This window comes from Pseudomonas fluorescens group sp. PF-1 (genome assembly GCF_054481335.1).
On the sequence record NZ_JBTMNG010000001.1, the window covers coordinates 2,957,189 to 2,970,830 of the forward strand.

Annotated in this window: 14 protein-coding genes; 4 read left to right on the plus strand and 10 right to left on the minus strand. The window is 59.5% G+C overall.

From position 1 onward, the window contains the following. Nucleotides 1-6 precede the first annotated feature (6 nt). Nucleotides 7-1,383: a Y4yA family PLP-dependent enzyme gene (locus ACX3YD_RS14240; RefSeq protein WP_458960322.1), complete on the minus strand. Its 1,377-nt coding sequence runs from the start codon at nucleotides 1,381-1,383 to the stop codon at nucleotides 7-9. A 621-nt stretch (nucleotides 1,384-2,004) separates the two neighbouring features. Here ACX3YD_RS14240 and ACX3YD_RS14245 point away from each other — a divergent pair. The 3 genes from ACX3YD_RS14245 (at nucleotide 2,005) to ACX3YD_RS14255 (ending at nucleotide 5,672) form a co-directional block, all read left to right on the plus strand. Beyond that, a complete protein-coding gene (locus tag ACX3YD_RS14245) occupies nucleotides 2,005-2,895 on the plus strand; it encodes an HpcH/HpaI aldolase/citrate lyase family protein (protein ID WP_458960323.1) in 891 nt (296 codons plus the stop codon). Between the two features lie 25 nt (nucleotides 2,896-2,920). Further along, nucleotides 2,921-3,322, plus strand: a complete 402-nt coding sequence (locus ACX3YD_RS14250; RefSeq protein ID WP_130208098.1) for a ParB N-terminal domain-containing protein — start codon at nucleotides 2,921-2,923, stop codon at nucleotides 3,320-3,322. A 109-nt stretch (nucleotides 3,323-3,431) separates the two neighbouring features. After that, nucleotides 3,432-5,672, plus strand: a complete 2,241-nt coding sequence (locus tag ACX3YD_RS14255) for a TonB-dependent receptor (protein WP_458960324.1) — start codon at nucleotides 3,432-3,434, stop codon at nucleotides 5,670-5,672. A 306-nt stretch (nucleotides 5,673-5,978) separates the two neighbouring features. Here ACX3YD_RS14255 and ACX3YD_RS14260 read toward each other — a convergent pair whose 3' ends face one another. From ACX3YD_RS14260 to ACX3YD_RS14300, 9 genes are all read right to left on the minus strand, one after another. Further along, on the minus strand, nucleotides 5,979-6,185 hold the full coding sequence (locus ACX3YD_RS14260; RefSeq protein WP_103404630.1) for a hypothetical protein: 207 nt from the start codon (nucleotides 6,183-6,185) through the stop codon (nucleotides 5,979-5,981). A gap of 174 nt (nucleotides 6,186-6,359) precedes the next feature. Then, complete coding sequence (locus ACX3YD_RS14265; protein ID WP_458960325.1) at nucleotides 6,360-6,644, minus strand: hypothetical protein; 285 nt, start codon at nucleotides 6,642-6,644, stop codon at nucleotides 6,360-6,362. A gap of 205 nt (nucleotides 6,645-6,849) precedes the next feature. Further along, nucleotides 6,850-7,080: a hypothetical protein gene (locus ACX3YD_RS14270; RefSeq protein WP_008031039.1), complete on the minus strand. Its 231-nt coding sequence runs from the start codon at nucleotides 7,078-7,080 to the stop codon at nucleotides 6,850-6,852. A gap of 131 nt (nucleotides 7,081-7,211) precedes the next feature. After that, entirely contained in the window at nucleotides 7,212-7,433 is a 222-nt protein-coding gene (locus ACX3YD_RS14275) for a hypothetical protein (RefSeq protein WP_103404628.1), read from the minus strand. A gap of 71 nt (nucleotides 7,434-7,504) precedes the next feature. Continuing rightward, entirely contained in the window at nucleotides 7,505-8,524 is a 1,020-nt protein-coding gene (locus ACX3YD_RS14280) for a DNA topoisomerase IB (RefSeq protein WP_458960326.1), read from the minus strand. A gap of 76 nt (nucleotides 8,525-8,600) precedes the next feature. Continuing rightward, the gene (modC, locus tag ACX3YD_RS14285; protein WP_458960327.1) at nucleotides 8,601-9,680 is read right to left on the minus strand and encodes a molybdenum ABC transporter ATP-binding protein; all 1,080 of its coding nucleotides are present in this window, start codon (nucleotides 9,678-9,680) and stop codon (nucleotides 8,601-8,603) included. A gap of 3 nt (nucleotides 9,681-9,683) precedes the next feature. After that, entirely contained in the window at nucleotides 9,684-10,364 is a 681-nt protein-coding gene (gene modB, locus ACX3YD_RS14290) for a molybdate ABC transporter permease subunit (protein ID WP_458960328.1), read from the minus strand. Continuing rightward, complete coding sequence (modA, locus tag ACX3YD_RS14295) at nucleotides 10,365-11,132, minus strand: molybdate ABC transporter substrate-binding protein (RefSeq protein ID WP_458960329.1); 768 nt, start codon at nucleotides 11,130-11,132, stop codon at nucleotides 10,365-10,367. A gap of 140 nt (nucleotides 11,133-11,272) precedes the next feature. Next, entirely contained in the window at nucleotides 11,273-12,337 is a 1,065-nt protein-coding gene (locus ACX3YD_RS14300; RefSeq protein ID WP_103404624.1) for an NAD(P)H-dependent flavin oxidoreductase, read from the minus strand. A gap of 314 nt (nucleotides 12,338-12,651) precedes the next feature. Between ACX3YD_RS14300 and acuI the strand changes: the two genes are divergently transcribed. Beyond that, nucleotides 12,652-13,635, plus strand: a complete 984-nt coding sequence (gene acuI, locus ACX3YD_RS14305; protein ID WP_047529449.1) for an acrylyl-CoA reductase (NADPH) — start codon at nucleotides 12,652-12,654, stop codon at nucleotides 13,633-13,635. Nucleotides 13,636-13,642 lie beyond the last annotated feature (7 nt).

Consider the following 13,642-nt stretch of genomic DNA (forward strand, 5'->3'; position numbering starts at 1 on the left):
TTCCCTTTAGTAGTCAGGTGAAAACGCATAGTTACCTTCCGTACAACAGGTCGCCGTCAACCGCCGGGGCAGGGGATGGCGATGAAACTCGTTTTCCAGCAAGTCCATCTGGTAGCCGGCAGTATTGATGTAAATCAATAAGTCGCCTGGCTGTGGTGCAGTCGAGAAGTTGATCAGGCGGTGACTGATAACGTCATCGTCCAGGCAACTATGGCCGGCGATATAAGCTTGAGTCGGGGTGTGGGGCGGGGCGTGTGAACTGATAAGGATCGGATCAACCAGGTACTCAGAGGCAAACCAGGTTTCGCACGCGCTGAAACTACTGCCTTCAACGAAGATGACGGTTTTGTTGTCGGCGAGTTGTTTGGTGCGGGTGACGCGAAACAATGAAATCGCTGCTTGATCGACGAGACTCCGCCCGGGTTCCAGCGCCAGGGTTATATTCTGCAGTTTTAAATAATTGGATATGGACAGTCCGGGTGAATGCTCGGCCTCCAGCAATAACGTCAACCATTGTGGCGCCGTCAGTTCTGCGCCGTAGGGATAATAGGCGTCGGGCACTTTCTGGTTGTGATAATGGCTCGGTTGATTGTCGTTCTGTAAGAATCGGGCATAGGTCTGCGGCTCGACATAACGAATCGGCAAACCGCCACCGATATCGATCATCTGCGGACTCAGGCCCATTTCCCGAGCCGCCTCGATGAACCCGGTGACCTCGCGTAACGCTTGTGCGCGGGATTCGAATCCATAGCCGCCCAGATGAAAATGGAAACCCTCGAAGTGAAAAACATCAGTGCTCCTGGTCAGCCGTTGAAGACTGTCGAGCAAGTCTTGCGAGCTCATGCCGAAGCGACTCTGTGGACTGCTTTTGGGCCTGTAACGCAGTAAAACCCTGGCTTTGGTGAGGGGGCGCCGTGCTTCGACAGTGCTTTGCAGATGATCGAACTCTTCCAGCGAATCGACGCAAATCAGTGAACCTGCGCTGACCAGTGCCTGATGAAATACGGCAGTTTTGGCCGGTCCGGTGGCGCAGATTTTGGCGGCGGGTGTACCGGCTCGCAGCGCCGCTTGCAGTTCGTGGATGCTAGACACATCGACGCCGATCCCCGAATTCGCCGCTGCGCCGAGCATGCTCTGGGACTTGTTGGCCTTGGCGCCATAGAAGATGGCGTAAGGCACGTTGTAGCGTTTCAATACGGCCAGTAGAGCCTGTGTATTTAATTCAAAGGCATGGGGCCAAACCAGATTCAAGGGGGAACCATGTTGTTTGACCAAATCGGCCAGCCTACCCGGGAATTTGTTGATGAGTGTGGAAATGACCGGGTCGATCAGCGGTTTTAACATGTGTGGATGGTGAACTTCGGTTAGTTGTTCAGCCGGCAATGAAGTTGCTGTAGGCATCGTTAACCCCTGGCGTCGAAAACAACGTCGCCACTGATAGGTTGATCACTGTTTGCTATCGAAATCTTTTACTCGTTAGAAGCAAGGTTTAGACATTCGGAGGCGGGTGCCAGGCGATAGCTGAAGTTGGATGCTTAACGCTGACCGTAATAAATGGATCGCAAAAAAATCGCATTGGAACCTCATTCCATTAGTTTTGTACGGACGTTCCGATTGGCCACCCGTTTATGGGTAATGCCCTGTAGATGGCCGGCAACTGAGATTCAAATGACATCACTGGCCTGTACTTCCCGAGGTGCTGATAACGCGCTTTGAAGCGAGGGTAGTTCCTCTTGGCGGAGCGAACAATATTGCGAACGAGAACTATTATCAAGTATGGTTTTCAAATATTTTTGAATAACGACCGGCGCAAGGCCACTCAATGAACGTGTATTTACACGCTCAAGGAAGCGGTCGTCCCGAAATAAAAAAGTCCTTTAATGCCTTGATCCCCAAGGCGTTAAGGGTTGTTGCAAGAGGCCCCGGACGAGCACCCGGATCTGCCGCTGACGGGGCCGGAAAATGTTCAGAAACCACGACTGGTTCACGCCAAGGAGCAACGCCATGCAATTCGATCGACTCAACAGCAAGGCCCCACTCGCGATCAGCTACCTGTTCGTGCCGGGTAATCGTCCCGAGCGCTTTTCCAAAGCGGTCGAAGCGGGGCCCGATGCGATCATTCTCGATCTTGAGGACGCCGTGCACCCGGACAGCAAACCGGCCGCCCGCGCCGCCATCTGGGCCTGGCAGGAGACTACGCCTTGCGTTGCCTGCGAGCGTTACATTCGCCTCAACAGCGTCAGCAGCACGTTGTTTCGCCAGGACCTGACCTGGCTCAACGACATGCGCTACCCGCAGCGCTGCAACGGGATTTTCCTGCCCAAGGCCGAGTGCCCCGAGGCCTTGAGCCGAGTGGTCGAACGTCTGCGGCAGTGGCAGCCGACGCTGAAGATCGTCGCAATCATCGAGACCGCCAAAGGGCTACAGCAGGTCGAATCAATTGCGGCGATCCCCGGCCTGGCACGCCTGGCGTTCGGTTCACTGGATTTTTCCCTCGATATCAACTGCAGCCAGATACCCGAGGCGTTTCTGTTCGCCCGCAACCGCATTGTGCTGGCTTCGCGCACCGCCGATTTGCCGTCGCCGATCGATGGTGTCACGCCGGCGATCAGCGATTTGACGGTGGTCGCCGGGGACTCGCATTACGCGCGTTCGCTGGGTTTCGGCGCCAAGCTGTGCATCCACCCCGCGCAACTGGACACGGTGCAGCGCGCCTTCCTGCCGGACTCGCGCCAGCTGGCCTGGGCCGATCGGGTGATGAGCGCGGTGGCCACGGGCAGTCACGCGGTGCAAGTGGACGGTGAGATGGTCGATTTGCCGCTGATCGAGCACGCCCAGCGCCTGCTCGATGTCGCCCGCCAGCACACGCCCATTGCCCGCGCCGATGCCTGCTGAACCGCCGGCGAGCCAGGAGATCACCATGGAACAGGGTTATCAGATTGCGTTGCGGCCACTGTGCCAGGTGCTGCAGTCGGAGCAGGTCGATCCGGCCAATGTGACGATGTTGCGTGAGTCGATCGTTCGTGCGGGACATTGGCTGGAACCGATCATCGTCGAGCGTTCGCGCGGCATCGTGATGGACGGTAATCACCGCTTCAACGCCGCGTTGCAACTGGGTTTGAAGCGGGTGCCCTGCATCCAGCTCGATTACACCGATCCGCGGGTCTGTGTACGGCATTGGCAGACAGGGCAGGCGTTCGAAGTGGCGCAGATATTCACCACCATCGCCCGCGGTGAACTCTTTCCATACAAGACCACCCGGCATGCATTCGACCCCGCGTTACCAAGGGTCGCGATACCGCTGGAGCGGCTGTACGCCTGACCCTCGCCGGGCCCATCCAAAAAAACTTTTCCGGGGGTGATACTTTTTCGTGAATTGACTGGCAATAGGAGTGATTACCATTTCCACTTGATGAAAGGATCTCCACGTCATGCCTGTTGTCAGTCGTCCCAGCGGTGAGCGCGTGCTAACGCTTGCCATGCGTACCGCCATGCTGAATTTTATTTTGGTCGCAGGAAGCGCCAGCGCCTGGGCCGCCAGCCCCGAGCAACAAGACGTTGCCGCCGACCCGCGTTCTAACGTCGCGCCAGCCACGCCGGCCGATGACAGCCCGGACGCGCTGACGCTCGACACCACTCACATCAATGCTTCCTACAGCGGCCCGACTTCGTTGCCGGAAACCTTCGCCGGTGGCCAGGTTGCACGGGGAGCCCGCCTGGGCATGATGGGCAACAAGGATGTGATGGACACGCCGTTCAGTGTCACCAGTTACACCGCCAAGACCCTTGCTGACCTGCAAACCGTGACCGTTGCCGATGCGCTGGAGCGTGATCCTTCGGTGCGCTCCACCGGTCAAACCGGCGGTATCGTCGATTCGTTTTTCATTCGCGGCTTCCCGATCGGCGAAGGCAATCTTGGCGAGCTGGCATTCGACGGTGTGTATGGCGTAGCGCCGAACTATCGCGTGTTTACCGACTACGCCGAACGGGTCGAAGTGCTCAAGGGGCCAGGGGCGTTGATGTACGGCATCTCGCCCAACAGCGGCGTCGGCGGCGTGATCAATATCGTGCCCAAGCGTCCGCTGGATGAAGACCTGACGCGGGTCACCACCACTTACGCTTCGGATTCCCAGGTGGGTGGTCATCTGGATCTGAGCCGTCGCTTTGGCACGGACAATCAATTTGGCGTGCGCTTCAACGGCAACCTGCAGGGTGGCGACACGGCCATCGACGATCAGCACCGCGACCTTGGTATCGGTGCCATCGCGCTTGATTACCGTGGCGAGCGCTTGCGCCTGAACCTCGATTACATCAGCCAGAAAGAGAGTTTCGAGGCGGCCTCGCGGCCATTCACCGTGGCGCCGGGCATCGATGTCCCGTCCGCGCCGAATGGCCGCACCAACCTGCCGCAGAAATGGGGCTGGTCGGACACCAAAGAGCAGTCGGCCTTGCTTGGCGGCGAATATGACCTGACCGACACGGTCACTGTGTTTGCCCACGCCGGTGGCGGCAAATCAGACGTCAAACGCCTGTCCGACCAGGTGCCGAGAATCGTCAACGACGCTGGCGATACCAGCAATATTCCGGGCTACTACAAGTTCAACGTTGATCGCTCAACGGCGGACGCCGGTATCCGTGGTGTGTTCGCCACCGGGCCGATCACCCACACGACGACGCTGATGGCGACTAAATATCAGGATGAGCTGTCCCGGGGAATCACCAATGGCACCGAGATCCGTTCGAACATCTATCACCCGATCGATGTGCCCAAGCAATACATCAACTCACCGAAGGTGCTGCGCATCTCCGAGTCGGAACTGTCAGGCGTTGCGCTGACCGACACACTGTCCATGCTCGATGATCGTTTCCAGTTGACCCTTGGCGTGCGTCGGCAGGACATCGAATCTCGCAACTACAACGCAGCGGGTTCGGTCAGTTCGAAATACAACGAAAGCGCCAACACGCCTCTGGTCGGTGTAGTGGTCAAGCCTTGGGAAGACGTTTCCCTCTACTACAACTATGTAGAAGGCTTGAGCAAAGGGGATATTGCACCGGGGACGGCGGCCAATGCCGGCGAGACATTCGCGCCTTATGAATCGAAGCAGCATGAACTCGGTGTGAAATACGAACACGGCACCTTCATGACCACCCTGGCGTTGTTCCAGATCGAGAAACCGAGCGGTGAAATCGGCGCCGGCAACGTGTTTTCGGTACAAGCCGAACAACGCAACCGCGGGATCGAGTTGAGCATGTTCGGCGAGGTGGCACCAGGCACTCGCCTGATGGGCGGCGTGACGGTGCTCGACGGCGAATTGACCGATTCGGCGACAGCCGCCAACCGTGGCAACAAACCGGTCGGTGTGCCAGACGTGCAGGCCAATCTGTGGGCCGAATGGGATACGCCATGGCTCGAAGGGTTCACCCTCACCGGCGGTGCGATTTATACCGACAGTCAGTACGTCAACCAGGCCAATACCCAGGAGCTGGACGCCTGGACCCGTTTCGATGCCGGCGCCCGTTATGCGACGAAAATCGAAGGCCGGCCGACGACTTTCCGCGCCACGGTGCAGAACGTGTTCGATCGTGAGTACTGGTCGGGCGTTGCTTCGTATGGCGCGTTTTCGCCAGGTTATCCGCGGACCTTGCAACTGTCCGCGACGGTCGACTTCTGACGCACAGGGGCAGGCACAGTCCGGGGCCTGCTGCCTGCCCTGTTTCATTTGTGAACAGGAGTATTCGCATGCTGGACAACCGTGGATTCACCTCTGTTGACCGGTGTCGTCCGTTTCAGGCGACGACCCATCAACTTGCTCTGGTATTTGATTGCAGTGCGAATCGCCATATCCGCGAGATGTTGCGAGTTTACGGACTGCGTACCAGTCTCATAAGCATCGCCGCGCAGGGGGCGTGCGGCGCACCTTGAGGGGGGGAATGAAAAAGCCCGACATCGGGATCGGGCTTTGCAACATCAGCTGTTTTTAACGGTTCGCATCATCGGGCGGCGCTGCCTTGCGCCGATCCGGGCCTGCTGGATTGCCAGTGTTTATCAGCCTTCTTTCCAGCAGAATATTGTGCAGCGCTTCGCGGTCCGACGGGGTCAACTGGTGCTCTCGCGCTTTGAGTTCCAGCAGGATAGGGCTGGACCACTGACGATAGGTGTGTTCGGCACTACGCGTGGGTGACATCGCTTCCTCCTTGATCAGGCTCCTGCCAATAAAGGCACCGCAGTTCGATACGTTTGAGACCCTAGTCGAGGAAACTGACTATCGCCACTGCAGCGTGTCGGACATCAGCCTCGCGAGTCCGCCGGATTGTGACCCATGAAATTCGGGCCGATGTGATCGGCCCGATTTTTTTGTCTAGACGTAAGCCTGACTACCAAAGCCCCGTGGCAATCTTTGCCGTCCCGCCATGGCCGACAACCGTTCGGTCCACGCCTGGCGCCAGTCATTGACGATATGCACGACTTTGGCTTTGCGGGCGGCGCGACGTGCCGCATTACGTTCGTTCCGGCGTGCTTCCTTGAAAACGTCGGTGTTGCGGCAGCTTCTGCATTTCACCCGGTTGAGTTCGCGGGTCGAGGTGAGATTGGTGCCTTTGTGACCGCAGGCCAAATGCCCGCTGACTTTGAAGTGAGTGACCATCAGAACGTCTCCTTGGTGACGTGTAAGCGTTTGACCACTCACGGTCGAGGACGTTCGGTCGTGACCCGGACACAAAAAAATCCCGGCGCAAGGCTGGGCAGGGGGGATGGAAGGCAATCAGGCAGGCACGCAACCGGTGACGATAATCTCGCCAATCATGCCTGCTACATCGGGTCGCGCCTTAGCATCGAATGTGCGATTCGAATCATCTGAACCGTGGCAGCGGAGGCTCGACAGGTTTGAGCGACGACAGGGTGTTGCGAATCAGCGGCGTATCCTTTTCGATGTCGTTCAGGCGATCACGAATTCTGAGGGCTGTCGGATGTCCGCCTTGATGATCGACCCAGTCGGCGATTTCCTTGCACGCCGCAGCCAAGCGAACCTGGCGCGAGTCGAGCAGGGTGAGCAGGGTGGTGATGGACTCTTTTTCGGACATGGAAAACACCTCCGTTTGAGAAACCTGGCAGTTGGCAGTAAAAAGCCCGCCGGGCGCGAGCTTTCTACCGATGGATTGCTGGTCCTTCAGCTCCTTTCAGTATAGACCCCTACAAGGCACGCTAAAGCTCATCAGCCTTGTCGGGCCATGATGTGTGACCTGGCGTTGAGCTGTCGGCAAACGTGCCGGGCGTCTTCCTCGAGATCGTAACCGTCACCGATGAAACCGTGGGTTCGGGTATCGGCGATGCGATACCAGACGGCGGCGTCAGGAGGCGAGTGAGCGGTTTCTCCGGCCCGGCGGCCATGAATGATGATCTTGTTGCATCGCTTCACGACGAAAATGTCTTCCATGGCGTCACCGCAGCTGATTCGTTTACACATCAACTATAGAAGTCATTTGCAATCGTGCAAAAAATAGACAGTCAATTCGTCGGTTCAGACACCAGTTTCTCCAGCAACATGGCCAGTCCGACTTCCTCGGCACGCAGGCCTTTACGCATCCGCGGCTTGGGCAACTGCGCCAATGTACCCAGCACAAAGCCTTCGAGCACCGCCGGATGGATGTAGCACTTGCGGCACACCGCCGGTGTATTGCCCAGCTGTCGGGCGACGTTTTTCACCATCTCCACCACGTGCCGCTTCGCCTCCGATTCCGGTTGCCATTGCAACTCTCGCAGCACCGCAAGGGCGAGGGCGCTACCGGCCCAGGTGCGGTAGTCCTTGGCGGTAAAGTCGGCACCGGTCAGGGTTTGCAGGTAGGCGTTGACGTCGGACGAGGTAATGCTGTGTCGCTCGCCGTTTTCATCGAGGTACTGAAACAGGTTTTGTCCGGGGATCTCCTGGCAGCGCTTGATGATGCGTGCCAGTCGCCGGTCTTTCACGGTGATCTGATGTTCGACGCCACTCTTGCCACGAAACTGGAACAGGATCGCACTGCCGTTGATCTCGACATGCCGGTTGCGCAGCGTGGTCAGGCCGTAGGAGCGGTTGTCCCGGGCATATTGAGTGTTGCCGACGCGGATCAGCGTGGCATCGAGCAAGGTGATGACCGTGGCCATGACCTTGTCGCGGCTGAAACCCGGCGCGGCCAACAAGGCTTCCAGCCGTTTGCGCAGTTTCGGCAAGGCCAGGCCGAAATCCCGCAGGCGCGAATACTTGTCCAGATCGCGAACTTCACGCCAGCGTGGGTGATACCGGTACTGCTTGCGGCCCCGGGCATCACGGCCGGTGGCTTGCAGGTGCCCGCGCGGGTCGGCGCAGATCCACACGTCGGTGTAGGCCGGCGGCACCGCGAGCGCGTTGATGCGCCGGATCTCGTCCGGGTCGGTGATGCGTTGTCCCGCCGGATCGAAATAGTAGAACTTGCCGCGCTGTTTCTGGCGGCGGATTCCGGGTTGGGTGTCATCCACGTAGTGCAGGTCGGACGGCAGCGCATCGGGCATGGCAATTGTCCTTGGCGAGGAGTCAGGGGGCCGTTAAAGGCATTGACCCCGCGCCGCCTCAGTCGTGCCAATGCCTTTACGCGAGCACCGCCACGGCTTTGATCTGCGCCCAGAGTTGCTGGCCGGGATGGACATTCAACTGGTCGCGGGAGAAGCGGGTGATACGCGCCAACAAAGGGGTTCCCGCCGCGTCGAGACGGATCAGTACATGGGCGGCATTGTCGGCGCCCATCTCGCTGACCACAGTGACCGGCAGAAGATTGAGGATGCTGCTGTGCTCGGCGCTGTGCAGGCTCAGGCTGACATCCCGCGCCTGAACCTTGCAGCGCAACGCCTGGCCCGTGGCCATTGGCGTGTGCGCCACGCGAATGTTCAAGGGCGTGTCGGGCAGTTGCAGGGTGAGCAATTGATAGTGGCTGTCATAGGCACAGACGCGCCCCTCAATCACCACGCCGGCGTCGTCGCCCAGCGCGAGTGGCAAGTCCAGGCGTGCCAGGGTTTGGCCGATCGGGCCGCTGGCCAGCGCCTTGCCGTTGCTCAGCAGGACGAGGTGGTCGGCCAGGCGCGCCACTTCATCCTGGGAGTGGCTGACATACAACACCGGGATGTCCAGTTCGTCGTGCAGTCGTTGCAGGTACGGGAGGATTTCGCTTTTGCGCTGGGCGTCCAGCGCCGCCAGCGGTTCGTCCATCAATAACAGTTTCGGGCTGGTGAGTAGCGCGCGAGCGATGCCGACTCGCTGGCGTTCCCCGCCCGACAGGTGTTGTGGATGGCGATCCAGCAGGTGGCCGATGCCTAACAGTTCGGTTGCGTGGGCCATGTCGACCCGACGCTGGGGTTTCGGGATACGTTTGAGCCCGAACTCCAGGTTGGCCAGCACCGACAAATGCGTAAACAGGCTGGCCTCCTGAAACACGTAACCCAGGGCCCGCTTGTGCGGCGCCACGAAAATCTTCCTTTCGCTGTCCTGCCAGACTTCATCGTTGACCTGGATAAAGCATTGATCGGCCTTTTCCAGACCGGCGATGCAGCGCAGGCAGGTGGTCTTGCCGGACCCGGAATGGCCATACAGTGCGGTGACACCACGGCCGGGCAGTTGCAGGTCGACATCGAGGTGGAACCCCGGGTAGCTCAATTTCAGGCGCGTTTGAATCATCGATCAGCTCCAGCCCGCTTTGGCTTTACGGCTGGAGTACAGCGCCAGCAACACCGCAAAGGAGAACACCAGCATGGCCCCGGCCAGCCAATGGGCCTGGGCGTATTCCATGGCTTCGACGTGGTCGTAGATCTGCACCGAGACCACTCGGGTTTTATCGGGAATGTTACCGCCGATCATCAGCACCACGCCGAATTCGCCGACCGTATGGGCGAAGCCGAGGATGGCGGCGGTGATGAAGCCGGGGCGGGCCAGCGGCAGGGTTACGCTGAAAAAACTGTCCCAGGGATTGGCGCGCAGGGTCGCGGCCACCTCCAGCGGGCGGGTGCCGATGGCGGAAAAAGCGTTTTGCAGGGGCTGGACCACAAACGGCATCGAGTACAGCACCGAACCGATGACCAACCCTGCGAAACTGAAGGTCAGGGTGCCCAGCCCCAGCGATTGGGTGAAGTGGCCGACAAAGCCGTTCGGGCCCAGCGCCAGCAACAGATAAAAACCGATCACCGTGGGCGGCAGCACCAGGGGCAGGGCGACGATCGCCCCGACCGGGCCGCGCAGCCAGGATTGGGTGCGCGAGAGCCACAACGCTATCGGAGTGCCGATCACCAGCAGGATGACGGTCGTCAGGGACGCCAGTTTCAGGGTCAGCCAGATGGCGGAAAAATCGGCACTCGATAGCGTCATTTAGAGTTGGTAACCGTAGGACTTGATGATGGCGGCGGCTTTCGGCCCTTTAAGGTAGTCAACCAGTGCCTGGGCAGCCGGATTGTCCTTGCCTTTGTTGAGGATCACCGCGTCTTGTTTGATCGGGTCATGCAGGCTGGCCGGAACGATCCAGGCCGAACCGCTGGTGATTTTACCGTCCTTGTAAATCTGCGACAGCGCGACAAAACCCAACTCGGCATTGCCCGTGGAGACAAACTGATAGGCCTGGGTGATGTTCTGGCCTTCAACGATCTTGTCCTTGACCTTGTCGGTCAGACCTTCCCTGGCCAGTACCTGGGTGGCCGCCAGGCCATAGGGAGCGGCTTTTGGATTGGCAATGGACAGATGCTGGTATTGATTGTCGCTCAGGACCTTGCCCAGGGCATCGACGTAGCCTTCCTTGGCCGACCACAACGCCAGGGTGCCGACGGCGTAGGTAAAGCGCGAGCCCTTGACCGTGTCGCCTTCGTCTTCGAGTTTTTTCGGGGTGGTGTCGTCCGCCGAGAGGAGCACTTCGAACGGCGCGCCATTCTTGATCTGGGTGTAGAACTGACCCGTCGCGCCGAAGGCGGTCACCAGCGTGTGACCGGTGTCTTTTTCGAAGCCCGCCGCGATGGCCTGGATCGGCGAGGTGAAGTTGGCAGCGACCGCCACCTGGACTTCGTCCGCCTGGGCGCAGCCGAAGGCGAACGCCGCGAGAAGGCTGGTCAGGCAAGCAGGGGCGAAACGTGAGGCGCTATGGGACATGAAACGGCTCCGTGGCAGGCATTACATAGAGGTAACGCTATATATCAGAATATATAGCGAAATGCCTGCAAACGGAACTTGGGTGCATTGGACTGTGGCAAGCCCCCTTCACCACAGGTTTGTGTTGACTTGAGGAATCGTCAGCGTCCAAGCAATTTCGCCAACCCTTCTTCAGCAAGTCGTCGGGTCAACGCTGCCGTGGTCATTTCCACACCCAAAGGGAATGCCTGTCCGGCCCAGAGATTGCTGAAATCCGCTTCGCCCTTCGCCCGCAAAGGCATCAACGCGCCGCCGGCCAGCGGAAAGGCCGGCGCCTTGTCGCTCATCGGCCCCAGTTCACGCATGACCCGATTGAGGATGCCGCGCGCCGGGCGTCCGGTGAAAATGTTGGTGACGGCGGTCTCGCTCTCCCGGGCGGTACGCAACGCCTGGTGATGAGACGCACTGACCTTGGCTTCCGACGTAAACAGATAGGCCGTACCCACTTGCACCGCCGAAGCGCCCAACATGAAGGCTGCCGCGACACCTCGCGCGTCGGCAATGCCGCCAGCGGCAATCACGGGTACCTGCACCGCATCGACGATTTGCGGCACCAGGGCAAAGATCCCGACCTGGCTGCTCAGGTCATCGCTGAGAAACATTCCGCGATGTCCTCCTGCCTCGTAACCCATGGCGATGATCGCGTCGCAGCCATGGTGTTCAAGCCAGATGGCCTCTTCGACGGTGGTGGCCGAAGACACCACCTTTGCCCCGGTGGCTTTTACCCGATCCAGCAAGGATTTTTCCGGCAGACCAAAGTGAAAACTGACCACTTCGGGGCGAAACGCTTCGATCACCTCACAGGCCGCGACATCGAAGGGCGCGCGGTTGGACACCGGCGTCGGCGCCTCAAAGTCGACGCCCAACTCCCGGTAATAGGGTTCCAGCAGGTTTTTCCAGTCACGCGCGCGTTGCTCATCGGCAGCCGGCGGCTGGTGACAGAAGAAGTTGACGTTGAACGGGCGTGAGCTGTGTTGACGAATGGTCGTCAACTCGGCGCGCAATTGCTCGATGCTCAGCATGGCGGCGGGCATCGAGCCCAGGCCGCCGGCATTGCTTGCCGCAATCACCATGGATGACTGGGTGGCACCGGCCATGGGGGCTTGAATAACGGGCAGCTCGATCCCGAACAGATCAAGAATACGAGTGTCTGGCCATAGGCTCATTTTTGAGGTCTCCGACGTTGAAACCGGGCAGGGCGGTTCAAGCGGTTTTGTAGCAGCAATGACTGTCCCGAGGCCAGTCTTGTTTGACGCTGAATCAGCGGCGTAGCAGCCCGCCAGCGGCGCCAAATGCGCGATGGGCCCGGTAGCGGTTCGCGGCGGGCGGGGCCAGCCGACCTGAGCACCGGAAAACGCATCCCCGCAGGTCATGGAAAGGCCCCGAGGTTTTATCGATTGGCTTAAAGTCGAATGCGGCATTTTTTTGCGATATGGTATTTAATTCAAGCCACAACAAATAATCACACCAGGAGACAGTCATGTTCCAAGGTATTTTGATCGAGAAAGACGACAGCGGTTACCGGGCCACGCTGCAGCAGATCCATGACGACCAATTGCCCGAGGGCGATGTGACTGTACGTGTCGCCTACAGCACGCTGAATTTCAAGGACGGCCTGGCGATCACCGGTAGTAGCCCGGTGGTGCGAAAATTCCCGATGGTGCCAGGGATCGATCTGGCGGGCACTGTCGAAGTCAGCGGGCATCCGGACTACAAGGTGGGTGACAACGTCCTGCTCAATGGCTGGGGGGTGGGTGAGGGGCATTGGGGCGGCCTGGCGCAGAAGGCACGCCTGAATGGCGACTGGCTGATTCCGCTGCCCAAGGCGTTTACCGCCGCTCAGGCGATGGCCATCGGCACGGCAGGCTACACGGCCATGCTGTGCATCCTCGCGCTGGAGCATAACGGCGTGACGCCCGAGCAAGGCGAAATCCTGGTGACGGGCGCCAATGGCGGCGTAGGCAGTTTCGCTATCGCGCTATTGAGCAAACTGGGTTATCGCGTGGTGGCGTCCACCGGCCGTACTTCGGAACACGACTACCTCAAGCAACTGGGGGCCAGCGAAATCATCGACCGCGCCACGCTGTCCGAGCCGGGCAAGCCCCTGGCGAAGGAGCGCTGGGCTGCGGTCATCGATTCGGTCGGCAGTCACACCCTGGCCAATGCCTGCGCCAGCACCAAGGCCAACGGTACGGTCGCTGCCTGTGGTCTGGCCCAGGGCATGGACTTCCCGGCCTCTGTCGCGCCGTTCATCTTGCGTGGCGTGACCCTGGCGGGCATCAACAGCGTGACGCAACCCAAAGCCAAGCGGGTCGAGGCGTGGAATCGTCTGGCCCGGGATCTGGATTTTGACCTGTTGCCACTGATCAGCCACGAAATCGGATTGAGCGAAGCGATTGAAGCGGCGCCACGTTTGCTCGCCGGCCAACTGCGGGGCAGGGTTGTCGTCGACGTCAACCGCTGACAAACCA

Coding starts and splice junctions, on each gene's coding strand:
- ACX3YD_RS14245 (WP_458960323.1), top strand. CDS start 2,005: ATGCAATTCGATCGACTCAACAGCAAGGCCCCACTCGCGATCAGCTAC.
- ACX3YD_RS14250 (WP_130208098.1), top strand. CDS start 2,921: ATGGAACAGGGTTATCAGATTGCGTTGCGGCCACTGTGCCAGGTGCTG.
- ACX3YD_RS14255 (WP_458960324.1), top strand. CDS start 3,432: ATGCCTGTTGTCAGTCGTCCCAGCGGTGAGCGCGTGCTAACGCTTGCC.
- ACX3YD_RS14260 (WP_103404630.1), bottom strand. CDS start 6,185: ATGTCACCCACGCGTAGTGCCGAACACACCTATCGTCAGTGGTCCAGC.
- ACX3YD_RS14265 (WP_458960325.1), bottom strand. CDS start 6,644: ATGGTCACTCACTTCAAAGTCAGCGGGCATTTGGCCTGCGGTCACAAA.
- ACX3YD_RS14270 (WP_008031039.1), bottom strand. CDS start 7,080: ATGTCCGAAAAAGAGTCCATCACCACCCTGCTCACCCTGCTCGACTCG.
- ACX3YD_RS14275 (WP_103404628.1), bottom strand. CDS start 7,433: ATGGAAGACATTTTCGTCGTGAAGCGATGCAACAAGATCATCATTCAT.
- ACX3YD_RS14280 (WP_458960326.1), bottom strand. CDS start 8,524: ATGCCCGATGCGCTGCCGTCCGACCTGCACTACGTGGATGACACCCAA.
- modC (WP_458960327.1), bottom strand. CDS start 9,680: ATGATTCAAACGCGCCTGAAATTGAGCTACCCGGGGTTCCACCTCGAT.
- modB (WP_458960328.1), bottom strand. CDS start 10,364: ATGACGCTATCGAGTGCCGATTTTTCCGCCATCTGGCTGACCCTGAAA.
- modA (WP_458960329.1), bottom strand. CDS start 11,132: ATGTCCCATAGCGCCTCACGTTTCGCCCCTGCTTGCCTGACCAGCCTT.
- ACX3YD_RS14300 (WP_103404624.1), bottom strand. CDS start 12,337: ATGAGCCTATGGCCAGACACTCGTATTCTTGATCTGTTCGGGATCGAG.
- acuI (WP_047529449.1), top strand. CDS start 12,652: ATGTTCCAAGGTATTTTGATCGAGAAAGACGACAGCGGTTACCGGGCC.